22 protein-coding genes are annotated in these 23,958 nt (G+C 55.7%); 10 read left to right on the forward strand and 12 right to left on the reverse strand.

Annotated features, from left to right (window positions below; translation table 11 throughout):
* Positions 1-3: 3 nt before the first annotated feature.
* Positions 4-492 carry a hypothetical protein gene (locus tag KCG46_RS10280; protein ID WP_218405129.1) on the reverse strand — a complete coding sequence of 163 codons (489 nt, stop codon included), beginning with the start codon at positions 490-492 and terminating at the stop codon, positions 4-6.
* A gap of 230 nt (positions 493-722) precedes the next feature.
* Complete coding sequence (locus KCG46_RS10285; RefSeq protein WP_218405130.1) at positions 723-1,070, reverse strand: UrcA family protein; 348 nt, start codon at positions 1,068-1,070, stop codon at positions 723-725.
* Between the two features lie 297 nt (positions 1,071-1,367).
* Here KCG46_RS10285 and KCG46_RS10290 point away from each other — a divergent pair, with 297 nt between their 5' ends.
* From KCG46_RS10290 to ppdK, 3 genes are all read left to right on the forward strand, one after another.
* Entirely contained in the window at positions 1,368-2,237 is an 870-nt protein-coding gene (locus tag KCG46_RS10290; protein WP_218405414.1) for a glycine--tRNA ligase subunit alpha, read from the forward strand.
* A complete protein-coding gene (gene glyS / locus KCG46_RS10295) occupies positions 2,237-4,516 on the forward strand; it encodes a glycine--tRNA ligase subunit beta (RefSeq protein WP_218405415.1) in 2,280 nt (759 codons plus the stop codon). The genes KCG46_RS10290 and glyS overlap by 1 nt, the downstream gene beginning before the upstream one ends.
* A gap of 119 nt (positions 4,517-4,635) precedes the next feature.
* Positions 4,636-7,308: a pyruvate, phosphate dikinase gene (ppdK, locus tag KCG46_RS10300; protein WP_218405131.1), complete on the forward strand. Its 2,673-nt coding sequence runs from the start codon at positions 4,636-4,638 to the stop codon at positions 7,306-7,308.
* Here ppdK and KCG46_RS10305 read toward each other — a convergent pair.
* Entirely contained in the window at positions 7,305-8,057 is a 753-nt protein-coding gene (locus KCG46_RS10305) for a methyltransferase (protein ID WP_218405132.1), read from the reverse strand. The two genes, ppdK and KCG46_RS10305, sit on opposite strands and share 4 nt — an antisense overlap.
* A 56-nt stretch (positions 8,058-8,113) precedes the next feature.
* On the opposite strand from KCG46_RS10305, the gene KCG46_RS10310 reads away from it, so the two are divergent.
* The 4 genes from KCG46_RS10310 to KCG46_RS10325 all read left to right on the forward strand — a co-directional run bounded on the left by KCG46_RS10310 (position 8,114) and on the right by KCG46_RS10325 (position 12,039).
* Positions 8,114-8,929 carry a ComF family protein gene (locus KCG46_RS10310; RefSeq protein WP_218405133.1) on the forward strand — a complete coding sequence of 272 codons (816 nt, stop codon included), beginning with the start codon at positions 8,114-8,116 and terminating at the stop codon, positions 8,927-8,929.
* 344 nt (positions 8,930-9,273) lie between these two features.
* On the forward strand, positions 9,274-9,672 hold the full coding sequence (hisI, locus tag KCG46_RS10315) for a phosphoribosyl-AMP cyclohydrolase (RefSeq protein WP_218405134.1): 399 nt from the start codon (positions 9,274-9,276) through the stop codon (positions 9,670-9,672).
* 45 nt (positions 9,673-9,717) lie between these two features.
* On the forward strand, positions 9,718-10,182 hold the full coding sequence (locus KCG46_RS10320) for a MerR family transcriptional regulator (protein ID WP_218405135.1): 465 nt from the start codon (positions 9,718-9,720) through the stop codon (positions 10,180-10,182).
* A 51-nt stretch (positions 10,183-10,233) separates the two neighbouring features.
* Positions 10,234-12,039: an acyl-CoA dehydrogenase C-terminal domain-containing protein gene (locus KCG46_RS10325; RefSeq protein WP_218405136.1), complete on the forward strand. Its 1,806-nt coding sequence runs from the start codon at positions 10,234-10,236 to the stop codon at positions 12,037-12,039.
* Between the two features lie 68 nt (positions 12,040-12,107).
* Here the strand turns inward: KCG46_RS10325 and KCG46_RS10330 are convergent, their stop codons facing one another.
* The 5 genes from KCG46_RS10330 to tyrS form a co-directional block, all read right to left on the reverse strand.
* Positions 12,108-12,725, reverse strand: coding sequence for a hypothetical protein (locus KCG46_RS10330; RefSeq protein WP_218405137.1), 618 nt, complete (start codon positions 12,723-12,725; stop codon positions 12,108-12,110).
* A 106-nt stretch (positions 12,726-12,831) separates the two neighbouring features.
* Positions 12,832-13,752, reverse strand: a complete 921-nt coding sequence (gene cysK, locus KCG46_RS10335; protein WP_218405138.1) for a cysteine synthase A — start codon at positions 13,750-13,752, stop codon at positions 12,832-12,834.
* Position 13,753: 1 nt separating this feature from the next.
* The gene (locus KCG46_RS10340) at positions 13,754-15,064 is read right to left on the reverse strand and encodes an MFS transporter (RefSeq protein ID WP_369410190.1); all 1,311 of its coding nucleotides are present in this window, start codon (positions 15,062-15,064) and stop codon (positions 13,754-13,756) included.
* 73 nt (positions 15,065-15,137) lie between these two features.
* Positions 15,138-15,476 (reverse strand): PilZ domain-containing protein, encoded by a 339-nt coding sequence (locus KCG46_RS10345; RefSeq protein ID WP_218405139.1) that lies wholly within the window; start codon positions 15,474-15,476, stop codon positions 15,138-15,140.
* Positions 15,477-15,579: 103 nt separating this feature from the next.
* Positions 15,580-16,812 (reverse strand): tyrosine--tRNA ligase, encoded by a 1,233-nt coding sequence (gene tyrS / locus KCG46_RS10350; protein WP_218405140.1) that lies wholly within the window; start codon positions 16,810-16,812, stop codon positions 15,580-15,582.
* Positions 16,813-16,901: 89 nt separating this feature from the next.
* Here tyrS and KCG46_RS10355 point away from each other — a divergent pair, with 89 nt between their 5' ends.
* Positions 16,902-17,405, forward strand: a complete 504-nt coding sequence (locus tag KCG46_RS10355) for a DOMON domain-containing protein (protein WP_255551861.1) — start codon at positions 16,902-16,904, stop codon at positions 17,403-17,405.
* Here the strand turns inward: KCG46_RS10355 and KCG46_RS10360 are convergent.
* Entirely contained in the window at positions 17,402-17,890 is a 489-nt protein-coding gene (locus KCG46_RS10360) for a TspO/MBR family protein (RefSeq protein WP_218405142.1), read from the reverse strand. The genes KCG46_RS10355 and KCG46_RS10360 overlap by 4 nt on opposite strands.
* Positions 17,891-17,961: 71 nt before the next feature.
* Here KCG46_RS10360 and KCG46_RS10365 point away from each other — a divergent pair, with 71 nt between their 5' ends.
* Positions 17,962-19,164 carry an exo-beta-N-acetylmuramidase NamZ family protein gene (locus KCG46_RS10365; protein ID WP_218405143.1) on the forward strand — a complete coding sequence of 401 codons (1,203 nt, stop codon included), beginning with the start codon at positions 17,962-17,964 and terminating at the stop codon, positions 19,162-19,164.
* On the opposite strand, the gene KCG46_RS10370 is transcribed toward KCG46_RS10365, so the two are convergent.
* Both KCG46_RS10370 and KCG46_RS10375 read right to left on the reverse strand, forming a co-directional pair.
* Positions 19,158-19,577: a hypothetical protein gene (locus tag KCG46_RS10370; RefSeq protein ID WP_218405144.1), complete on the reverse strand. Its 420-nt coding sequence runs from the start codon at positions 19,575-19,577 to the stop codon at positions 19,158-19,160. The genes KCG46_RS10365 and KCG46_RS10370 overlap by 7 nt on opposite strands.
* A 60-nt stretch (positions 19,578-19,637) precedes the next feature.
* A complete protein-coding gene (locus KCG46_RS10375) occupies positions 19,638-20,822 on the reverse strand; it encodes a vWA domain-containing protein (RefSeq protein ID WP_218405145.1) in 1,185 nt (394 codons plus the stop codon).
* A gap of 144 nt (positions 20,823-20,966) precedes the next feature.
* On the opposite strand from KCG46_RS10375, the gene KCG46_RS10380 reads away from it, so the two are divergent.
* Complete coding sequence (locus KCG46_RS10380) at positions 20,967-22,358, forward strand: methyl-accepting chemotaxis protein (protein ID WP_255551862.1); 1,392 nt, start codon at positions 20,967-20,969, stop codon at positions 22,356-22,358.
* Here the strand turns inward: KCG46_RS10380 and KCG46_RS10385 are convergent, their stop codons facing one another.
* Entirely contained in the window at positions 22,359-23,921 is a 1,563-nt protein-coding gene (locus KCG46_RS10385; protein ID WP_218405147.1) for a hypothetical protein, read from the reverse strand.
* Between the last annotated feature and the right edge of the window lie 37 nt (positions 23,922-23,958).

Raw genomic sequence — 23,958 nt, forward strand, 5'->3', positions numbered from 1 at the left:
AGGTTATCCCCTGATCCTTTTGATCTGAAAACCGATGAAGAATGCGGCAAGAATGACGGAGGCGGCGAAACGGCCGATTATGTCGGTGCTTTCTACCTGCTCAATCTCATTGAGATTCACGCCGTCAGCTTTCGCCGCTTCGTATGCTTCGCCCGCGACCATACCATCGATAAATATCTCTACATATCCGCCAAGGACCAGCCAGAGTATCGCGGCGAAGAACGCATAGGTTGTGCCGCTGTGAAACATAGCCAGCGTGAACTCATCAGTTTTACGGCGCAGGAACACGTAAAAAATCGAATAGGTTTCGGCGATTAGATAGGTGATCGCCGCCAAAAATAGCAGCGCGGGTATGATAAGATCATCGCCATCCTCGTAACCGAGAAAGACCGTGCCCATTGCAATGTGCAAGAAGGGAAAGGCAATCGCAGCGGCGGTGCCGATATTTGCGGCCCTGAGATAGCGATCCACTTTTTTCTGACGATCAGACATCGCGCCTCAGGCTCCGATTGCATTCATGAATTTGGCTGCAATGGTGCCAATCGCATAGCCCGAAAGGCTGATGAGGATGAAAAGCTGCCACCAGCGGAGGGGAAGTTTTGATGGCAGTGTTTTCATTGCGGGGTACTCTTTCAGCATTTCGGATCGGTTGGGGGAATGTTTGGGCGTTCCCGGCGGATAAGGACAGCGGGGAGGCCACCTCATCCACCAGGAACTTTTCATCAGGCTTCCGGCGCAACTGGAGTGTTGGTTGAAGCGAGACGAACTCGGTTGAGATTGGCATTGGCGATGGCGACGCGGATTTGCGTTTCAGCCTGAGCGAAGGCGGTGCTGCGGCATTGACGTTCCAACCGCAGCGATACGCTGTCGCGGCCTCCATTGGCGCAGTTTTTGCGAATGATTGTCTTCACGCGCTCATCCAGAACAGCGACGCCTTTTTCGGTGGTCAGGTCCAGATCATCGTGAGCGACAGGCGCGTCGAAATCTGCCGTGTTCGGGCCAGCGGCAACGGCCGGAGCAGCGATAAGAGCAAGAGTAGGAGCGGCGATAAGAGCGGTAAGTTTCAGCATTGGTGTTCTCCTGGGGAGTGAGAGATTTGTAACCTCAACCTTCCGTTATGTCAGGTTACCCTTACTTTATGTCGCGATTCGCTGACTATGTCAACAACACCTGACATTTCGTAATGCTGACCTGACGAAAACCGCAGATTTGCGAGGGTTTGGAGTAGGCAAAACCGGTCATGCTGCGCTGCGGCATTGACGCTGTCGGGGGCATCCGCCATTGCCCGAATCATGGAATCCGAGGTCAAAACCGCACGCCCCGAATCGTCAGGAATAGTCCGCGATCCGACTCGTTCGTTTCAGGACATGATCCTGACGCTGCACGATTTCTGGAGCGCGAATGGATGCGTCATCCTGCAACCCTATGACATGCGCATGGGGGCGGGCACTTTTCACACCGCGACAACCCTGCGCGCACTCGGGCCAGAGCCGTGGAATGCGGCCTTTGTGCAGCCATGCCGCCGCCCGACAGACGGGCGCTATGGTGAGAACCCGAACAGGCTGCAGCATTACTATCAATATCAGGTCATCCTGAAGCCATCGCCGTCCGATATTCAGGAGCTTTACCTCGACAGCCTGAAGGCCATTGGCGTCGATCCGCTGAAACACGACATCCGCTTTGTCGAAGATGACTGGGAATCGCCGACACTGGGCGCGTGGGGGCTGGGCTGGGAGGTTTGGTGTGACGGGATGGAAGTCACCCAGTTCACATACTTCCAGCAAATGGGCGGGTTTGACTGCAAACCTGTCGCGGGTGAGCTCACCTACGGCCTCGAACGGCTCGCCATGTATATCCAGGGCGTCGACAGCGTCTATGATCTCGCCTTCAACCAGCACGGCGTAAGCTACGGCGACGTGTTTCTCGAGAATGAGAAGCAGATGTCGAAAGCCAACTTTGAAGTGTTCGACACCGACCTGTTATTCAAGAAGTTCGAAATGGCGGAAGCCGAATGCCGCAACCAGATCGCGAATGACGTTCCCATCGCTGCCTATGAAGAGGCGATAGAGGCGAGCCACATCTTCAACTTGCTGCAAGCCCGCGGCGTGATCAGTGTTCAGGAACGCGCGAGCTATATGGGCCGGGTGCGCGATCTGGCGCGGGGCTCTTGCGAGAAATATGCCGAGCTGAAAGCGCCCGAATGGGCCGAGAAATATCCGGAATGGAGCCTGCTCTGATGGCCGATTTCCTGCTTGAACTCCGATCCGAAGAAATCCCTGCTCGCATGCAAAAGGGCGCGCGCGGCGAACTGGAAAAGCTGTTCCGCCGCGAGATGGACGCTGCCGGTGTCACCTCTGGCGATCTGACGGTGTGGTCCACACCGCGCCGCCTTGCTTTGATTGCGCGAGGGCTTCCGACCGAGACGGAAGCTGTGCGCGAGGAAGCCAAAGGGCCGCCTGTTGGCGCTCCGGATCAGGCCGTTGATGGTTTCTGCCGCAAGAACGGCGTGGATCGCGGTGCTCTGGAAGTGCGCGAGGTGAAGGGCCGCGAGACGTATTTCGCAGTTATCGAAAAGCCGGGACAGGCCGTCGCCGATCTGCTTGCCGCTGCGATCCCTGCGATCATCCGCGATTTTTCTTGGCCCAAAAGCATGCGCTGGGGCGATGCCTCGGTCAGCAGCGAAAGCCTGAAATGGGTGCGGCCATTGTCCGGCATCATTGCGCTGCTCGATGGCGAAGTGGTGCCCGTCGTCGCTTACGGTATTGTCAGCGGCAATGTGACACGCGGGCACCGTTTCCACTCCGCTGGCGAAATCGCGATTTCCGGCGCGGACACTTATGCAGGCAATTTGCGCGAGGCGTCCGTGATTGTCGATCACGAAGAACGCGCCGCGATCATTCGCGAAGGCGCGCGCAAAGCCGCCGAGGCTGCGGGTCTGAAACTGGTCGAAGATGAAGGTCTGGTAGTCGAGAATGCAGGCCTGACTGAATGGCCAGAGCCGCTGCTTGGCCGGTTTGAGGATGATTTCCTCGATGTGCCGCCGGAGACGATCCAGCTCACGGCGCGTGTGAACCAGAAATATTTTGTGTGCGAAGATGCGGACGGCAATCTGGCCAACGCATTCATCTGCACCGCCAATATCGACGCAGCCGATCCGGCGGTGGTGGTGGACGGCAACCGCAAGGTTCTGGCCGCACGGCTTTCCGATGCGCGGTTCTTCTGGGAATTGGATCAGAAGAAGAAGCTCAAAGAGCACGCCAAGGGTCTGGAGCGGATTACCTTCCACGAGAAACTGGGCACGGTCGCCGACAAGGTTGAACGGGTCGCAAAGCTGGCGCGCTGGCTGTGCGAAGAGGGCATTGTGACGGATAGCACCGTTCGTCCTGAGCCTGTCGAAGGGCGAAATGGCAGCGAGGTTCGTACTTCGACAAGCGCAGCACGAACGGCCGATGAATTGGCCGACCTCGCCGAACAGGCCGCGAAGCTGTGCAAGGCCGATCTGGTCACCGAAATGGTTGGCGAATTTCCCGAACTGCAAGGCCTGATGGGCGGATATTACGCTGCCAAAGAAGGCCTGCCAGTCGAAGTGTCAGACGCGATCCGCGATCACTACAAGCCGGTGGGGCAGGGCGATGATGTGCCGACTGCGCCGGTGACGGTTGCGGTAAGTTTGGCGGATAAGCTGGATACGCTCGTTTCGTTCTTTGCGATTGATGAGAAGCCGACAGGATCGAAAGATCCGTTTGCGTTGCGGCGCGCCGCGATTTCAGTACTCCAACTGCTAGAAGCTTCTGACATTCGCCTAAGACTCGCTGTTTTCATTGAGTGGTTTTTACCCATCGTAATTGATGCTCGGGTAGAGTCGGAGATTGTCGACAAAGTTGTGACCGACATAACTACCGTCCAGAAAGTACGAGGAGGCACCACAGAGGACGAGATTCGAGCCTATTCGAAGCAGTTCGCTCGAGATTCACAACTCGTGGCAGAGATACCTTCTCAGGTTGAAAAGGCATTTTCGACCATTCAGTTTTTCGCCGACCGCCTCAAAGTCCAGCAACGCGAAGCGGGTGTTCGCCACGATCTGATCGACGCTGTGTTTGCGCTTGGCGGTGAGGACGATCTCGTTCGTCTCCTCGCCCGCGTCCATGCGCTTCAGGCATTTGTCGAAACCGAGGACGGCACAAACCTCCTCGCCGGATACAAGCGCGCCGCAAACATCCTCAAGAAAGAAGAGTGGGAATCGAAAGAAGTTTCCTACTCGCCCGAGCCAGCCGAAAAGGCTCTTATCGATGCGCTCGACGCTGCCGAGCCAAAAGCGGCCACGGCGATTGAGGCGGAGGATTTCGCCGCTGCCATGTCCGCTCTCGCGACTTTGCGCGCGCCTATCGACCGGTTCTTTGAAGATGTGATTGTCAACGCCGATGAGCCGCATATCCGCGCGGCCCGGCTCGATTTGCTCGCACGGTTCCGCGATGCGGTGCACCGTGTGGCGGATTTCAGCCGGATCGAAGGGTAGCCATGTTGGACAGTTGTCATGTGTGTCATACATGGCGATTTGGAAGTAAATACAGCCGCTTAAATGTGTATGAAATGGGTGACATGTTGGAAAATGTGTCAAGCAAAGTAGGAAATTAAATGTCGCAGCAAACGGTCTACACTTTCGGCGGAGCAGCCCCGCACGACGATCCCCGCCAGCGCGACAAGACGATCACCGGCGGCAAAGGCGCGAACCTGGCCGAAATGGCGAGCATCGGTCTGCCGGTCCCTCCCGGTTTCACGATCACGACCGAAGAAAGCGTCCGGTATCTGCGCGAAGGTGCGGATTTCTCCGACGCGCTGCGCAGCGACGTGGCGAACGCGCTCAAACATATCGAAGCCGCCGTGGGCAAGAATTTCGGCGACGCAGCCGATCCGCTGCTCGTGTCAGTCCGATCTGGCGCGCGGGTTTCGATGCCGGGCATGATGGACACCGTGCTCAATCTCGGCCTGAACGATGCGACGGTTGAAGGGCTGGCGAACACATCCGGCGATGAACGGTTCGCATGGGACAGCTATCGCCGGTTCATCCAGATGTATTCGGATGTGGTGCTGGGCCTAGATCACGGATTGTTCGAAGAAGCGTTGGAAATCGTCAAGGAAGACAATGGTTTCTACGCCGATACAGAGCTTTCTGCCGATGACTGGCGCGCTCTGGTTACCGAATTCAAAGCTCTGGTCGAACAAGAGCAGGGCAAGCCTTTTCCGCAGGATGTGACCGAGCAGCTATGGGGCGCAATCGCCGCTGTGTTCGACAGCTGGGATAGCGACCGCGCGAAAGTTTACCGCCGCCTAAACGATATTCCCGCCGATTGGGGCACCGCCGTCAATGTTCAGGCGATGGTGTTCGGAAATATGGGCGACACATCAGCCACCGGCGTCGCCTTCACCCGCGATCCGGCGACCGGAAACCGCGCCTATTACGGCGAATATCTGATAAACGCGCAGGGCGAAGATGTCGTCGCGGGCATCCGTACGCCGCAATATCTGACGAAAGATGCGCGCGAAACCGCCGGTGCCAAACCGCTCTCGATGGAAGAAGCGATGCCCGATGCTTACGGAGAGCTGGCGCGCGTGTTTGACCTTCTCGAAGCGCATTACAAAGACATGCAGGACATCGAGTTCACCGTGGAGCGCGGTAAGCTGTGGATGCTGCAAACACGATCGGGCAAGCGGACCGCGAAAGCGGCGCTGAAAATGGCGGTCGAGATGGTTGGCGAGGGGCTGATTGATGAGCAAGAGGCGGTGCGCCGCGTTGACCCGATGGCTTTGGATCAGTTGCTTCACCCGACACTCGATCCGGATGCGCCGCGCGATGTTATGACCACTGGCTTGCCTGCATCGCCCGGCGCGGCAGCAGGTAAGATCGTGCTGGATGCCGACACGGCGGAGCAATGGTCGCAGCGCGGCGACAAAGTGATCCTTGTCCGTGTGGAAACATCGCCAGAGGACATTCACGGCATGCACGCGGCACAAGGCATCCTGACGGCGCGCGGCGGCATGACGTCACACGCCGCCGTTGTGGCGCGCGGTATGGGCCGGCCATGCGTTTCGGGTGCCAGCGCGGTTTCGATTGATCGCGACACGCGGACTTTGCGGATCGGCGACAAGGAATTGAAAGAGGGCGACGAAATCACTCTCGACGGGGCGAAGGGTCAGGTCATGCTTGGCATCGTACCGACCGTTGAACCTGAGCTGGTTGGCGATTTCGGCATCCTGATGGACTGGGCGGACAAATTGCGCCGGATGCGGGTGCGCACCAATGCGGAAACTCCGGACGATTGCCGGATGGCGCGTCAGTTTGGCGCGGAAGGCATCGGCCTTTGCCGCACAGAGCATATGTTCTTCGACGCGGGCCGGATCAGCGCGGTGCGCCAGATGATTCTTGCCGAAGACGAAGCTGGGCGGCGCAAGGCGCTTGAAGTCTTGCTGCCCGAACAGCGCGCGGATTTTACGGCGATTTTCGAAGTTATGGCGGGGCTACCGTGCACGATCCGACTGCTTGATCCGCCCTTGCATGAATTTTTGCCGCACAGCGATAGCGAGTTTGCAGACCTAGCCGATGCGACCGGCCTTGGTGTCGATCACCTGAAACGCCGCGCGGGCGAATTGCACGAATTTAACCCGATGCTGGGCCATCGCGGTTGCCGCCTCGGGATTACCTTCCCCGAGATTTACGAGATGCAAGCGCGCGCCATTTTTGAAGCTGTTTGCGCCGTTCAAAAGGAAAGCGGCGAAGCGCCGCTGCCCGAGATCATGATCCCGCTGGTGGCGACACGCCGTGAGCTGGAAATTCTACGCGCTTTGGTTGAGCGCGTCGCGGAGGAAGTGTTTGAAGAGCAGGGCGCTCGCGTTGACTATCTCGTTGGCACGATGATCGAGCTTCCTCGCGCTGCCTTGATGGCCGGTGAGATCGCGCATGAAGGCGCGTTCTTCAGCTTCGGAACCAACGATCTGACGCAAACGACGCTTGGCGTATCGCGGGACGATTCCGCGCGGTTCCTCGCGCCGTATGTTGATAAGGGCATCTTCCCGCGCGATCCGTTTGTCAGTCTCGATATTGATGGCGTTGGCCAGTTGGTCGAGATGGCGGCAGATCGGGGCCGGGCGACGCGGCCCGATATCAAGCTCGGCATCTGCGGTGAACATGGCGGCGATCCGGCGAGCATTTCCTTCTGCGAAGAAGTCGGTCTCGATTATGTCAGCGCATCGCCATACCGCGTGCCGATTGCACGGCTTGCGGCGGCTCAGGCGGCGCTGGCTAAGGCTTAACGCCAGCCAGTCAGGACAAGGATTTCGAAGGTCTCGGTGACTTTACCGTCTTCGTCGCGAAGGGTTTCAAACAGGTCGCGGGCACGCTGCCACCCTCGGCGGGTGATCGGCGGAGCCGGGCTGGCAAGCGAGCTGGTCAGGCCGTGGTCGCGGAGGTCGGAGACTAAAGTGTCCAGCGAACTGAAACGGACTTTGATCGGGTAGGAATCGACCACTTGCCGTGAAAAACCGGCCCGTTCCAACAAGGCGGTACCGGCGCGAATGTCGACTTGCGGATGAATGCGAGCAGCGGGCCTTTCACCATCGGCCGCCAGAGCGAGCTGACGAAGCTTCGGGACGCTGCCCGCACCAGGAAACGCGGCAATAAACAAACCGCCTTCGCTAAGCGAATTGCGAGCATGAATTAACGCACCGGGAAGATCGTTGACGACTCCAAGACCGAGCAGGTGGATAATGCCCTCGAAGGCTTCCGGAGGGCCGGGGCGCTCCTCGTCGAAATCACCGAGCAGACCCATATTGCCTGCACCACCTTTGGCATCAAGCGCGGTCAAAAGCTTGTGATTTGTATCCCCGATGACCAACGTCTTTTTTGGGGCGAAGTTCATAAAGTCGAGCCGTTCGGCGATATCGTCGGCAACCGCTTCCACAAGATAGGTTGCGCAATCCACCCGGTTCTGGCGCGCTCTTGCTCGATTCCACTTTGCAGCAGACTTTCGGCGATCAAATATTTGAGGCGGAGCCCGTTTCATAGCCAGCCCCCTGCCGTGCTTGCCAGCGCAGTGCAAGCCATGCGAGGTCTATGCTCATGACATTGGGGCGCAATATTGCCGATGGTTTGAAACCAATCGTGGATCTCGTTTACCCGCCGCGCTGCCCGCTTTGCGGAGACGCGGTCGCGGACCAAGGCGGCTTGTGCGCTGATTGTTGGAGGCAGTTGGAAGTGCCGGGAGAGCCAGCCTGCTCTGCGTGCAATCGTCCAATGGGGGATACAACGGTAAAGGGTTACGAGCGCTGCTTTGTGTGCGAGGCTGACCCGCCGATGCATGACGGCATCCACGCGGCGACGTTGTATAATGATGCGTCTCGAAAGTTGATCCTGACTTACAAACACGGTCGCAAGATTGCACTCGCCCGGCTTCTTGCTCGCCTGATTGCAACGAAGATTCCGGACAGCGGTGATGACCTGCCGTTGCTTGTTCCGGTGCCATTGCATCGATGGCGGCTCTGGACGCGCGGCTTCAATCAGGCGGCTTTACTGGCGCAGGAGCTGGCAAAGTTGGGAAAGGGTCAAGTTCTAGTGGACGGGCTGATCAGGCGAAAAAGGACGCCAAGCCTCGGCGGATTGGGACAGCGCGAGCGCGAGAGGGCGTTGCGCGGGGCAATCTCTGTTCGCTCTTCGCGTGCTAGGGTGATTGCGGGTCGTGATGTTATTCTTGTCGATGATGTCCTTACGAGCGGGGCGACGAGCAATGCGTGCGTAGAGGCGATCCGCGGCGCAGAGGCGAAGTCCGTACGGGTCGCGTGTTTTGCGCGTGTTGTGGATGGGGCAGGAATGCGGGGCGGCAAAAAGCAACCGGAAAACACAACGCCCGAGGCCATTACGACCCCGGGCGCCACGTGACGAAATGGTTTGGAACCGCTCATAAAGAGCTCAGAAACCGACCCCCTAACTTCGGCCTCAGGATCCTATCCCTCATCGTTCAACCGGACCAATCCAACACCCCGCTGTTGGGCTTCAGTCCAGCACCCCCTGAACCTTGGCACTTGCGCGCCGGTGTTCGGTGGAGAGCGTCTTACCGCTCGTGAAGGCGTTCTCTCATTGGAATGCCGATTGGAAAAGATGAAACCTTTGTCACATTCCATTTTGGGACGGATATGTGGTTATCGTGCAACAAATGATCGTAGGTGATGACCCGTTCACCGCTTGTGCGTATATTCAGCCCGCAATGAAGGAGCCAATCAATCGTGGACCAACCCACTCTATCTGCCGAGCAGCGCGAATCCGGATCTGAATTTTCGCCAAGATTTGATGAGAAGGGTCTTTTGACAGCGGTGGTTGTCGATAGCGAAAGCCGCGATGTTCTGGTGGTTGCGTTCATGAATGCGGAGGCACTGCAAAAGACACGGACCACGGGCAACGTCCATTTCTGGTCTCGGTCCCGCAACCAGCTTTGGTTGAAGGGAGAGACTTCAGGAAATTTCCTCAAAGTTGAGCAGATCAGGGTCGATTGCGATCAAGATGCTATGGTGATCCTGGCGAGGCCTGCGGGCCCGACATGTCATACCGGTGAGACATCCTGTTTCTACCGCAAACTTGATCTTGAAGTTGATGATCGTCGAGCTCTTTCACCTGTCTCTCGTTAAGGTCAGGACTTGACGTTCACGTAAAGGGAAGGTATGTCATTCTACATGGCTACCGCACCCGCACACGAATCCGCTGAGAAAACCACTGTCAACGAGCAGCGCCGCAATGGCGCACACCTTGACCGGCCTGATAAGCTGAGCCGCGAACAGTTTTCCATTTCCGACCTCACGTCTGAGTTTAAATGCACTGCACGCGCTCTTCGTTTCTACGAAGACGAGGGGCTGATTAGTCCGGCACGCGTCGGACTGACCCGTGTGTATTCAAAGCGTGATCGCGCGCGGCTCGCATGGATCATGCGGGCCAAGAATGTCGGTTTTAGCCTCACCGAAATTCGCGAAATGATCGACCTTTACGATCTGGATGATGGGCGCGTTGAACAGCGCCGGGTTACCGTGGAAAGGTGCAAAGCGCATGTCGCGAAGCTTAAAGAGCAGCGTGCTGATATCGATTCCTCGATCAAAGAATTGACTGATTTCGTCGCTGAAATTCAAAAATTAGAGCTTGGCTAAGAGCCTCGCTTTCCGCCAGTTAGAACATTCGCACACAAAAGGGATTGAGTGATGCCAACTTATACCGCTCCAACTCGTGATGCCCGTTTCGTCGTCAACGAAATGCTGGACCTGACAAGCTATGGCAATCTGCCGGGCTTCGAAAACGCGACCCCCGATATGATTGACACGGTCGTGAATGAAGCAGGTAAGTTCTGCTCCGAAGTTCTCGCCCCGATCAACCAGATCGGCGATCAGCAGGGCTGCACCCGCCACGAAGATGGATCGGTAACGACACCGGACGGTTTCAAAGAGGCGTATCAGGCATACGTTGAAAGTGGTTGGGGTACGCTTGCCAAGTCGGAAGAATTTGGCGGGCAAGGGCTGCCACACGTTCTCGGTTTTGTGGTCGAGGAATTCACTGCGACAGCCAATCAGGCGTTTGGCATGTATCCGGGCCTGACTAATGGTGCTTCGGCTGCGATCGAAGCTGCTGGATCGCAAGAGCAGAAAGAGACATACCTGCCGAAGATGATCTCAGGTGAATGGTCAGGGACCATGAACCTGACGGAGCCGCATTGCGGTACCGATCTGGGCATGATCCGCACCAAAGCTGAGCCGAATGGCGACGGCTCTTACAAGATCACCGGCACCAAGATTTTCATTTCTGCCGGTGAACACGACCTCACCAGCAACATCATTCACCTCGTGCTCGCTAAAACACCGGGCGCTCCGGACAGTTCTAAGGGTATTTCGCTCTTTATCGTTCCAAAGTTCATTCTTGATGAAAACGGTGAGCCGGGTGAGCGCAACGGTGTTTCGTGCGGTTCAATCGAAGAAAAGATGGGCATCCACGGCAATGCGACCTGTGTTCTCAACTACGATGGAGCCACTGGCTACATGGTGGGTGAAGAGAACAAGGGCCTTGCCGCAATGTTCGTCATGATGAACGCAGCGCGTTTGGGCGTTGGTTTACAGGGCCTAGCGCAAGCGGAAGTCTCTTACCAAAACGCCGTAACGTACGCGCTTGATCGCCGTCAGGGCCGTGCGCTTACGGGCCCCGCTGATACAGACGCTCAGGCAGATCCAATCTTCGTTCACCCTGACGTGCGCCGGATGTTGATGGACGCTAAGGTTTTCAACGAAGGCATGCGTGCACTGATTCTGTGGGGTGCACTGCAAGTTGACCTCACTCACAAGGCCCAGACCGAAGAAGAGCGTCAGTTGGCTGACGATCTCATCGGTCTGATGACACCTGTGATCAAAGGGTACGGCACTGACAAAGGCTACGACATCGCCAACAACATGCAGCAGGTCTATGGCGGCCACGGCTATGTTAGCGAGTGGGGGATGGAGCAGTTCGTGCGTGATAGCCGTATCGCTATGATCTACGAAGGCACCAATGGCGTACAGGCGATGGACCTTTGTGGCCGCAAACTCGCCAGCAAAGGCGGACGCGCGGTTCAAGCTTTCTTCAAGATGATCGACGATGAAATCGCGAGCGCGAAGGAAGACGAAGCCTTGAAGGACGTCGCCGAGAAGCTTGAAAAAGCATTGGGTGAGCAGAAAGCCGCGACCATGTGGTTCATGCAGAATGCCATGGCGAACCCGAACCACCTCGGTGCAGGTGCGCATCACTACATGCACATCATGGGTATCGTGACGCTCGGCTTTTTCTGGTTGAAAATGGCCAAGGTGGCGAGCGCCACCCTGGCTGCAGGCACCGAAGATAAAGCGTTCTACGAGGCGAAAATGACATCGGCTGCATACTATGCCGAACGGTTCCTTCCGGACGCTGGCGCATTGCGCCGCAAGTTGGAAGCGGGCAGCGATAACATGATGGCTCTTACCGAAGACGCGTTCGCGACTGCGGCATAAAAGAGCATTTCGAAATCGAAAAGGGGCCCGGAATTCGATGCTTCCGGGCCCCTTTTTTCGTTTAGAACTCAATCCTGTTCGATTGGATGCGAACTGACAAACTGCACATAATGAGACCGCGTCGCTGGTGCGACGAGCATCTGAAATTGTGAGAACCGTCCAGGCAACATTTTGCAACCGTCAGGGTCGATCTGGGGGCCGATTGGACCAATCCTAACCGGCAGCACTTCGACCACCCTATACCTATTTACGCGGTTCACATCTGCTTTCCACGCTTGGAGGACGGCCAAATCTTCGCGGACTTCGGATACGGAATGTATCTCATCGAATGTGCCGAAGCCGCCCAGCTGCTCATCCTTTTGCCCTTCGGCCATTGCCATTTGAAAAAGCGTTCCCACCGGTAACAGTGAGATCGTATCATTCTCTTCAAACCAATCGGGCCAAGGAGACTGACCCTTTACAAGCTTGGTGTAGGCTTCCTCTCGGTTTTTGAGATTTTCTTCGAAGCGCTCTTCTTTGTTAGCGGCCTGACTGGTGTCGTACCTCCAACCATAGGCCTCGTTCCATTCCTGACCGGGTTTGGATTCGATGCTCTGATAGTCGCAAGATTCCGCAATTGCGGGCGTGCAATAAAGTATTGCAGCCAGACCAGAGCCAACAACCGAAACCTTTTTGAATGCACTCATAGCTTCCCCCTTTTTACATATGAGAAAGTCAAAGTGCATCGCCAATAAGGCAAATTGATGGCAAGTAATGCGCCACCAATTTGACCTTATCGGAACAGTATGATGATCATTCGACCGGCAAGAATTCCGGTACAGAAAGATAACGCTCACCGGTATCGTAATTGAAACCAAGGACACGGGTGCCAGATGAAAGTTCGGGCAGTTTCTTGGCAATCGCAGCCAAGGTTGCACCGGATGAAATGCCGATTAGCATCCCTTCTTCGGTTGCTGCGCGGCGAGCCATTTCTTTGGCATCATTCGGGTCTACCGTGATTGCACCGTCGATCGCATCAGTGTGAAGATTGTCTGGAATAAAGCCGGCGCCGATCCCCTGAATTGGGTGTGGGCCCGGTGAGCCGCCATTGATGACCGGCGAACCCTCAGGCTCCACCGCGTAGGCTTTGAAACCGCTCCAGTGCTTTTTCAGTTCTTCCGCACAGCCAGTCAGGTGGCCACCGGTGCCCACACCGGTGATCATCACATCAACGGGTGTTTCGGCAAAGTCTGTCAAAATCTCTTTTGCCGTGGTGCGCGTATGCACATTCACATTGGCAGGGTTTTCAAACTGGCTTGGCATCCATGCGCCGTCAGTGCTCTTTACGATTTCGGTCGCGCGCTCGATCGCGCCCTTCATGCCTTTTTCCTTGGGCGTGAGGTCGAATGTCGCTCCATACGCCAGCATCAACCGGCGACGCTCTATCGACATGCTCTCTGGCATAACCAGGACGAGTTTGTAGCCTTTGACAGCCGCCACCATCGCAAGACCGATGCCTGTGTTGCCGCTTGTCGGCTCAACAATGGTTCCGCCAGGTTTCAATTTGCCTGCAGATTCCGCATCTTCGACCATCGCCAGCGCAATGCGATCCTTGATCGAACCGCCGGGATTCGACCGTTCCGATTTGAGCCAGACTTCGTGATCGGGAAACATCCGCGCAAGGCGGATATGCGGTGTATTACCGATTGTTTCGAGAATGCTGTTGGCTTTCATGTCAGGCCTCCTGAGGGTTCTTTTGATCTTTGTTCTGCGGGTCTTCTAGCAAATTGTTTGGCGGATCGAAGGTCTTTGTGGTCCGCAACACAGGGAATACGCGGCTCCATAGGCCAACGGTTACAATCGCACCTATTCCGCCAACGACTACGGCGGCGACAGGACCGATCAGGAATGCGAGTGTGCCGGAGAAGAAATCGCCGCCCTCATTCGATGCACTGATCGTAAGCAAGCTAACCGAAGAAACGCGGCCGCGCTTATCATCGGGGGTGTGTAACTGGATCAAAGACTGCCGGATGTAGACGCTGAACATATCCGCAGCACCGACAATGAAAAGCATCGCCAGGCTGAGCGGCATTGATGTCGACATGCCAAAGACAATTGTTGCTACTCCAAAGATCGCGACCGCCCAAAGCATCTTGGGGCCTACATTGCTTGCAATCGGGCGGAACGAGAAGAAGATCGCGGTGAGAGCGGCTCCGATGGCAGGAGCCATCGCGAGCTGGCTCAGCCCGGTCTCACCAACTTGGAGGATATCGCGCGCATAGACGGGGAACAATGCCGTAGCGCCTGCCAAGAACACCGCGAAGAGGTCGAGGGTGATCGCGCCCAACACCATCTTGTTCTGAACTACGTAACGCGCACCGTCGACAATCGCACCAATCGGGCGCTGGTCCTTCTTGACCGCAGGTTGCGGGACCCTTCCGATCAGTGTGAGCGCGATCATCGAAACGGCGAACAGACCGGCAGCGACGGTGTAGGGAAGGGCAGGACCAATGGAGTAAAGATAGCCGCCCAAGGCTGGCCCGCCGATCATTCCGACTTGCCATGCAATAGATGAGAGCGCGATGGCCGTAGGCAGCAGTCCTTTTGGAACGAGGTTGGGAGCCAATGCAGAGAGGGCCGGACCTGCAAATCCGCGCGCAATACCCAAAACAACTGCGACCCCGAACAATATCGGGATCGTAATTGCTCCGTTCCACGTGGTCCACGCCAGAGCAGCCGCACATAAAAGCTGCAGAAGAACCGTGAGACGGCCAATCGCGCGCCGATCAAACCGATCGGCGGCCAGTCCTGAGAATGGAGTGAGTATGAAAAGCGGCAGAAACTGCAGCAGTCCGATCAGAGCAAGCTGACCCGATGCCTCGGGAATGCCCATCCCGGCGTCGCGTGCGATATTGTAAGTCTGCCAACCGATAATGAGCAGCATCGCATATTGCGCGAGCGTCATCGCAAACCGGCTGACCCAGTATGCGCGGAAATTGTGAACCCTGAACGGGTGGCTTTGAACTGTGGCTTCGGTGTCGATCACCGTATCGCCATGACAGGCTGAGTTGGTGCTGCCAACCCAGCTAAACTGTGGACCGGATTAGGGGAGCTATGCCCTAACGATTGCGGCGGAGGCGCGGATTTGGCTGCAAGGTGTCGATGATATCAACGAAATCGTCGAGACGGATGATGCGCTCGAATTGAAATCCGGCGCGATTATCGCGCGTCCAGATAACATAGGCTTCAATTCGGCCCACGATCGGGAGGCGGATCATCACGCGATCGCCGCGACTAAGTTGCTTGGCGTCATCTACCATAAAGCCGTGCGCGGAGAGATTACTGACGTGCAGGTTCACATCTCCATGACGGAAATGCTCGACGATCACCGGGAAATCGACCGGGTGACGCGCCGCACGACGCAGATCTGTAACGCTTAAATTCGCTCCGGCAGCCACAGGCAATAACCCTCCAATACCAATCCGTAGCTTCCCTAATGAGGGCGAAAGGCTGATATTTGGTAAAGGACGGGCGTGAGAAAATGTTGTGCTGCGACCGGCCCTAAAGTGAGACGAGCGCGTGTTTCTTTTTTCCAAGGCTCAATTTCATCGGTTGATTGGCTGTTGGAATGATCACAAATCCTGGATCGCTGATGGTTTCATCATCCAATTTAACCGCACCTTCGGCAAGCTTGCGTTTGGCTTCCTTATTCGATCCTGTGAAGCCAAGCTCCGTCAAAACTGCACCCACGCGCATTCCCTCTGACCCAACGGATAGCGTTGGCAAATCCTCGCCAGCTCCTCCGCCGATGAAGGTTTCCTTGGCCGTTGCTTCAGCTGCAATTGCGGCGTCTTGACCGCGGACCAGTTTGGTCACTTCATTTGCGAGCACAACCTTTGCATCGTTGATCTCAGCGCCCTCAAGGGCCTCCAACTTCGCAATTTCATCCAGCGGCATATCGGTAAACAGGCGTAAGAACCGTCCAACATCACGATCATCGCAGTTGCGCCAATATTGCCAGAAATCATAGGCAGGCAGTTGCTCTTCATTCAGCCACACAGCGCCTGCAGCTGTCTTACCCATCTTCGCGCCATCTGCTGTTGTGAGCAGCGGAGTGGTCAGACCATACAGCTCGCGCTGTTCCATACGGCGGCCAAGTTCCATGCCGTTGACGATATTACCCCACTGATCGGAACCGCCCATCTGCAATTGGCAGTCATACCTGCGCGCAAGCTCAAGATAGTCGTAGGCCTGCAAGATCATGTAGTTGAATTCGAGGAAAGTCAGCGGCTGTTCGCGATCTAGGCGTAGGCGAACGGAATCGAATGTCAGCATCCGGTTGATTGTGAAATGTGGGCCAACATCACGCAGCAACTCGACATAGCCAAGTTGCGAAAGCCACTCATCATTGTTGACCATCACGGCATCGGTTGGGCCGTCGCCAAATTTCAGCAGTTTTTCAAAAACAGTGCGGATTGAGGCAATGTTTTCATTGATCACTTCGGAAGTCAGGAGTTTGCGGCTCTCATCCTTGCCCGACGGATCGCCAACCTTCGTCGTTCCGCCGCCCATTACCACAATTGGTTTGTGACCTGCCTGTTGAAGACGGCGCAGCATCATAATCTGGACAAGGCTGCCAATATGAAGGCTGGGCGCTGTTGCATCGAAACCGATATATCCAGGAATGATTGTTTTCACTGCAAGTTGATCCAACGCGCCAGCGTCGGTCACTTGGTGGATGTATCCGCGCTCATCAAGAAGGCGCAGGAGATCGGATTCGTAATTCTCGCTCATAGTGTTGCGCGCTTAACAGCGAGGACGAGGCGGGGGAAGGGCTTGCCCGCCTTCTTTCGCTCGGCGATAGGGAACGGATGCAACCCCTTATGCTCCACCAAACCTGCGATCTTGGTCCGATCCGTTCTGTAACCGCGTCTTTGGCCGCGACCGATGTTGGCTGCGATGCGGAGTTTCGGCTGGATGGAACCATTGCGGGAATTGAAGTACCCGGGCATTCATCATCTGCGCGCGTGGATGATCTTTGGAAGACCACGTGTTTCGAGATATTTTGGCAGCCGATCGGCGGCACGTCTTATCGCGAATTCAATCTGTCACCGTCCAGCGAGTGGGCTTGCTATGATTTCACTTCGTTCCGCGAAGGTATGCGAAACGCGCCGGTTACAGCGATTGCGGTGGCTTGCTCTCGCGATAACAACGAGTTGATCCTGAAAGCCAGCATCGCCTGCGATCTCCCGGCACCTGCGCAAGTGGCTCTGAATGCTATTGTCGAACATCCAAATGGCGTGTTGCAATATTGGGCGCTCGCTTTTGGACCGGGCAAGCCGGATTTTCACAGCGAAGCGTGCCGTCAAATGATTGTAGAACGCTAAGGCGCTGCAGCTTTGCCGAATGGCCGGTTGAGCTCGACAATTTTCCAGTTCAGAAACATCGCGAAACTGACCCATGCGATGTAAGGTGCATTCAGCCAGCCTGCGAGCGTGGAATATTGCGGCAGTAACACGCAGAGCGACAGCACCGAGAGCCAAAGAAAGGCATTCTCGAACAGCGCCCAGTCGGGCCGCTTGATCTTGAAGAAAAGCGGCGACCACAGAAGGTGAAGCGCAAAATTGATTGCGAACAATACGCCGATCAACGTCCGGTCGCTTGCCCCTGGCGCGGATGTCCATGCCAAATAGAAACTCCACGCTGACAGGCCCAGAATAATTGTCCAAGCAGGACCAAAGGCCCAATCGGGTGGCTGCCAGCTTGGCTTGTTCAGGTTTCGGTACCAGTCACCTATTTCGGTGAGCAGGCCGCCTGCGCCGCCAAGGATGATCGCCCATAGGGCAGCGATGATTGCGATGGTCCAGTCCATGCGCGTGGCTTAGGCCGACTTCTTCGTAAACACCATTGCCTTTGCGATGATGCTGTTCCAATCGGGCAAGCATGAAATTTGGAATAGATCGTCTCCTCACTGATCCGCAGATGCTCGCTGAATTAGAGGGCAAGCGCGTCGCGCTTGTCGCGCATCCGGCCAGCGTTACCGAAGACCTGACTCACAGTCTGGATGCACTGATCGCGGCCGGCGTTAACATCTCAAGCGCCTTTGGCCCCCAGCACGGACTGAAGGGCGATAAACAAGACAATATGGTCGAGACCGCGGATGAGATGGACCCGCATTACGGTATCCCGATCTTTTCGCTTTACGGCGAAGTGCGGCGACCAACCGGGCGGATGATGTCGAGCGCTGATGTGTTTCTGTTTGATCTTCAGGACCTTGGTTGCCGAATCTACACCTTTGTGACGACGCTTCTCTATTTGCTTGAGGAAGCCGGGAAGCACGGGAAAGAGGTCTGGGTGCTGGATCGACCTAACCCTGCTGGTCGGCCGGTTGAGGGGACATTGCTTGTGCCAGGTAATGAAAGTTTCGTGGGCGCTGCGCCGATGCCGATGCGTCACGGCCTAACGCTTGGAGAGATGGGTCAATGGTTTGTTGCTCACTTCGATCTCGACGTGAACTACCGCGTTGTTGAAATGGAAGGCTGGGAGCCGAACGGTGAAGGCTTTGGCTGGCCAACATCGCGGGTGTGGATCAATCCCTCACCCAATGCGGCAAGCGTCAATATGGCACGCGCCTATGCAGGATCGGTGATGATCGAAGGTGCGACTGTCAGCGAGGGAAGGGGAACGACCCGACCTTTAGAGGTATTGTTCGGTGCACCTGACATTGATGCAAAGGCTGTTCTGATTGAGATGCGTAAACTCGCGCCGGAATGGACAGATGTCTGTATCCTGCGCGATTGCTGGTTTGAGCCGACTTTCCACAAACATGCCGGAAAGCTTTGCAATGCGTTGATGATCCACGCGGAAGGGCCGCATTACGATCACGATGCATTCAAACCGTGGCGGTTACAGGCGCTTGCATTTAAAGCGATACGGCGATTGTATCCCGATTACCCAATATGGCGCGGTGCAGAATTCAAATATGAATACACAAAAGATGTACTTGCTATTGATGTTATCAATGGCGGCCCGTCATTGCGCGAATGGATCGATAATCCAGATGCGACGCCGGATGACCTCGATCAGCTGGCTTTGCACGATGAATCAGCCTGGGTGCAGGCTGTTAGGGAGCATCTGCTCTACTGATCCGTGTCAGCGCGCTGCAGTAATGGCTTATCTGATGGCAATTCAGGCAGTTGCCGCACGTCATCGGGATTGCCTTTCATAACGATCAAAGAGCAGCCCTCCGAACGATGATCTACGGCGTAAATCAACAGAGGTTTGTCGGCAGATGCAGTATCGGGTTCGATTACTGGACGCGGCGCGTCATCTTGCGCTGTCGTGAGCCTGTCGCGGCATGCGCGCCGACTTTCCCTTAATTGCCTGAGCGTTTCACCGATCTCAGTTGCTTCGGTTGCTTGGACTTCTTTCAAATTAGTCCAGGGCTTCGCCGGGTTTGAGTAGGCGGGGTTATCGAGCGGTAAGGCTTGCGGACCATCATCCGCTGACGCTGGTACAGCCACCAAAAAAGCGACGCCTAAAACAGGCCAGTAATGCATTTGAACTCTCCCTGATATGATCCCTCAATATCACAACGAACGAGAAAATTCTATTTTGGATCAATGCCCTTGTTTGCGGCTCAATTCGCGGGTCGCGTCTTCCAACCCTTCGAGTGTCAGCGGATACATGCGGTCGCTCACCAATTCCTTGAGCATTTTGGTTGATTGAGAATAGCTCCACTGCTTCTCGGGAACCGGGTTGAGCCAAACTGTCGCTGGATAGGTGTTCGTCACACGCTGCATCCAAACCGCGCCAGCTTCTTCGTTCATATGCTCGACCGAGCCGCCGGGATGCGTAATCTCATAGGGGCTCATTGCGGCATCACCGACAAAGATCACTTTATAGTCGTGGCCGTATTTGTGCAGCACGTCCCAAACCTTGGTCCTTTCCTGCCAACGGCGTTTGTTGTCCTTCCAAACGCCCTCGTAGAGACAGTTATGAAAGTAGAAAAATTCGAGATTTTTGAATTCCGCATTGGCGGCGCTGAACAGCTCTTCGCAAAGCTTGATGAAAGGGTCCATTGACCCACCCACGTCAAGGAAGAGCAGCAATTTCACCGCATTGTGCCGTTCTGGCCGCATCTGAATGTCGAGCCAACCCTGCTTTGCGGTGCCATCGATCGTCGCGTCCAGATCAAGCTCATCCGCAGCGCCTTCGCGGGCAAAACGGCGCAATCTGCGAAGCGCCATTTTGATATTGCGCGTGCCAAGCTCTTTTGTGCTGTCGAGGTTCTTAAACTCGCGCTTTTCCCAAACTTTGATCGCGCGCTTGTGCTTGCTCTCCCCGCCGATCCGGACGCCTTCGGGATTGTAACCGGAGTTACCAAACGGAGAGGTCCCGCCGGTGCCGATCCATTTGTTTCCGCCCTCGTGGCGCTTTTCCTGTTCCTCAAGACGCTCTTTCAGCGTCTTCATAATCTCGTCCCAGTCGCCGAGTTTCTCAATCTCGGCCATTTCCTCTTCAGTCAGGAATTTCTCGGCAACATTTTTCAACCAATCTTCGGGGATGTCGACTGGATTTTGACCATAATCGGACATGATCCCTTTGAAGACTTTATGGAAAACCTGATCAAATTTATCCAGCATCCCTTCGTCTTTCACGAAGGTTGCACGGCTGAGGTAATAAAATGCCTCAGGCGTTTGTTCGATTACGTCCTTTTCGAGAGCTTCAAGCAGAGTGAGGTGCTCTTTGAAGCTCGCGCCGATACCTGCTTCGCGCAGTTCATCCATAAAATTGAAAAACATGAAATTCGTGTAGCTGCGTAAAGGGAGGGTTTCTAGCTTTTAACGTCATTGAGTTACGCCGAGTTAAACCTTCGCTAACCATCAACGCTTACTCACCAGCTGGATACGGGAATGCCACAAAGGGCTGGCCACATTATGAAGCCAATGACAATCGACACCGCGAGCGCTTCTGTACTCGACAAAATTCCAGAGAGTTGCGGCGCGGTTACCGTGGGCTGCACCGACGTTGCAGGTGTCGTCGAAAGAGTTATCAAATCTTCGGAAACTTTGCGCGAAGAGCATGAGGCGCTGCGCGGAACGGTTGCTGCGCTTGAGGCGGATCAGGCAAAAGTGTCAGAAGCCAGTGACGAAGCTCGACTTTTGTCAGAGCGCGCTATCGAGCGACTGGGCGAGGGCACCGCGCTAATCCAGTCATCGCTTGGTCAGATTAACGGTCTGTTGGACCTCGTCGACACTCTCGGCCAGCATGTCACCAGTTTCTCAGCCGCGATGGAACAGGTGCGTCGCAGTGCGCAGGACATTGATGACATTGCCGAAACTACAAATATCCTGGCTCTTAACGCCACTATCGAGGCGATGCGCGCAGGCGATGCGGGCCGCACATTCGCGGTTGTTGCCAGCGAGGTGAAGAGCCTTGCGAATGATACGCGCAAGGCAACAGAAGAAATCTCCCAAACAGTCGAAGCACTTGGGTCAGAAGCAAGCGAAGTCATCGGCCGTATTGAAGCTGGTTCGGAAGCAAGCAGCCAAGCGAAAGCATCTGTCTCACGCATTGAATCGACGATTTCGAGCGTTGGCGAGCTAGTCGAAGAAGTCGACAAGCAGAATGACGTTATCGCTCGTTCGACGGGCACGATCAGCAGTCATGTTGACGCGGTTCAGGACGTTCTGATCAGTTTCGACAAGGCCGCCCGGTTGAACGAGACCGAACTCGAAGGTGCTCAGGGCAAGATGGAAGAGCTTGAACTGACCGCGAGTGAAATGTTTGATCGGATTGTCCACGCGGATCTATCGCCGCAGGACAGCACCATGGTCGACAAAGCACAACAGAGGCTCGCTGAGTTCGTGGCACGCGCAGAAAAAGCTATCGACGAAGGCGAGGTAAGCGAAGCGGCGTTCTTCGACCAAGATTATGTCGAGGTCCCCGGCACCAATCCGCAGCTCTATCGCAGCAAACTCTCCGATTGGGCGGATAATAACTGGCAGGAATTGCTGGATGAAGCAAAGGCCGGCGACCCGCAAATAATCGCCGCTGCCTGCACCGACATGAACGGGTTTCTACCTACGCACTTGAGTGCCAAATCTCGCAAGCCGACCGGTGATGTGGCGCATGATACAGCGTACTGCCGTAACGGACGGATATTGCTCGAAGGTTGCGATATCGCTGCCAAGAAAAGCACTGCTCCGTACATGATGGCCGTCTACCGTCAGGAAGGCGACGGAGAGCGCTACATCGTGGTCCGCAATGTCTATATCCCGCTGTTTATCAAAGGCCGCCGCTGGGGCGATTTTGAGGTGGCCTATAGCTTCGACTGATCACTCGGTTTTGCAGGGGGGCTTTGTGCCATCCGGGCAGATCGCTCGATCTGAGATTGACCACAGGGAATCGGTACCGATCAGGCCTGCGAAGATTTCATTGCCTTCATAGGTAAAGACATCGAGCGCGCCTGGACCGCCGGTTTGCAGATAGCTGTCTGGTTGCCCTGGAAACGAAGCGCGCTGATGGCAGTTTAGGCAATTCGTCTTTATGGGATGGGCGGCTGCCAATTCGATATAGGGATTATAAGCGATAGGCCAAGTGCTGCCACCTTCGACTTCGGGCCAACCATAGGTCGAGGCCATCAAATAGTTCTGCCACGGACCGCTTGCCTCGGGAATGTTGGGTCGGTCTGCAGCGTACGGGCCATCATTAGGCTGATCGCTCCACCAGATGGACTGAAACGTCCAGTCCGGTTGTTCCTTTGTTTGAATGTGCATCGCGACCAGAGCAAGCATATCACCCTGTTCAAACATCCGGCCAAAGGCATAATATGCAGACCGATCAAGTAAGGCATTGTCACATTGATCGATGGTACCAAGGTCGGGTGTGAAGCTGTAAAAATCGTCTACACTTACCTGCTGTGCATCGTCATAAACGTTCGGACCAAGCCGCTTCGCAACGCCGCCGACTGTTTGGGTCACGCCTTCTTGCTCCAGCATCGTAACTGTTACCGGCCCATCAGAATTGATAGACGTGGTGACAGCAACCGCGCGCGGCCATTGAGATTGGATTTCGAAGCCGGAATAGCGGCCATAATCTTCGGAAAGATCATCCCAGACAGGCACCGCTGTGTAGCCAGCACCTTTGATCGGCCAGAGCATTGGTTTGAGCGCGATTGCCTCGCTTGGAAATGGATCGATTTGCTTCGTCATGTCCGATGCAGGCCTCATCCCTTGCAAGACAGATGCATCATAAATCTTGGTGTCGCGGATCCAGCCAAATGCGGATGCATTGTAAATGACGCCAGCGATCAGGATGTCGCCATTGTTCTGGAATGTAGGACCGTTGGCCAGGCTAACCGGTTGGTTTGGCTTATTCACTAAGCACTCGGAATTGGAGTATTTGTCCAGCACGGGCTGAGGGACGGCGTATTTCGGCGCATCTTCAAAATTGATCGGCTCTTCCCCGCTGGTTAAGCCATTGTCGAGCTTGAAAGCACGCATCGGCGCCTCACTTTGGGCCGCGAGCATCGCCTGCTTGCCAGTGCCGTTGCTATCTGAAGGGTCATCTCCTGTCATCGCAAACGCCTGTGTCTCGGTACACCAGCTCCGCCAAACCCAGCCGTCACCCGCTTCGCTTTGAAGTCCGGCAAACAGTTTCCAACCGTGTTCGCGGGCCGCCTGCTCATCACGATTGGCCACCCATTCTGCGACCTCAGTCTCAGAAACAGGGTATCCATAGCCCGCTGGCATCGGGGCGGGAGAAGTGCAGAATGAGACATCACCAGATGCTTCGCCGTCTACTTCGGTTTCCGCGCTGCACGAGGCGAGCAAGCTGGCGCCGCCTAACAGTGCCACGATCAATTTCGATTTCGAACTGTACTGCGCAAATAGTTTCATAGCCCCACTCCCATCCCATGAAGTAGACTACACAATA

This window comes from Erythrobacter crassostreae (assembly GCF_019204045.1).
GTDB classification, from domain to species: domain Bacteria; phylum Pseudomonadota; class Alphaproteobacteria; order Sphingomonadales; family Sphingomonadaceae; genus Erythrobacter; species Erythrobacter crassostreae.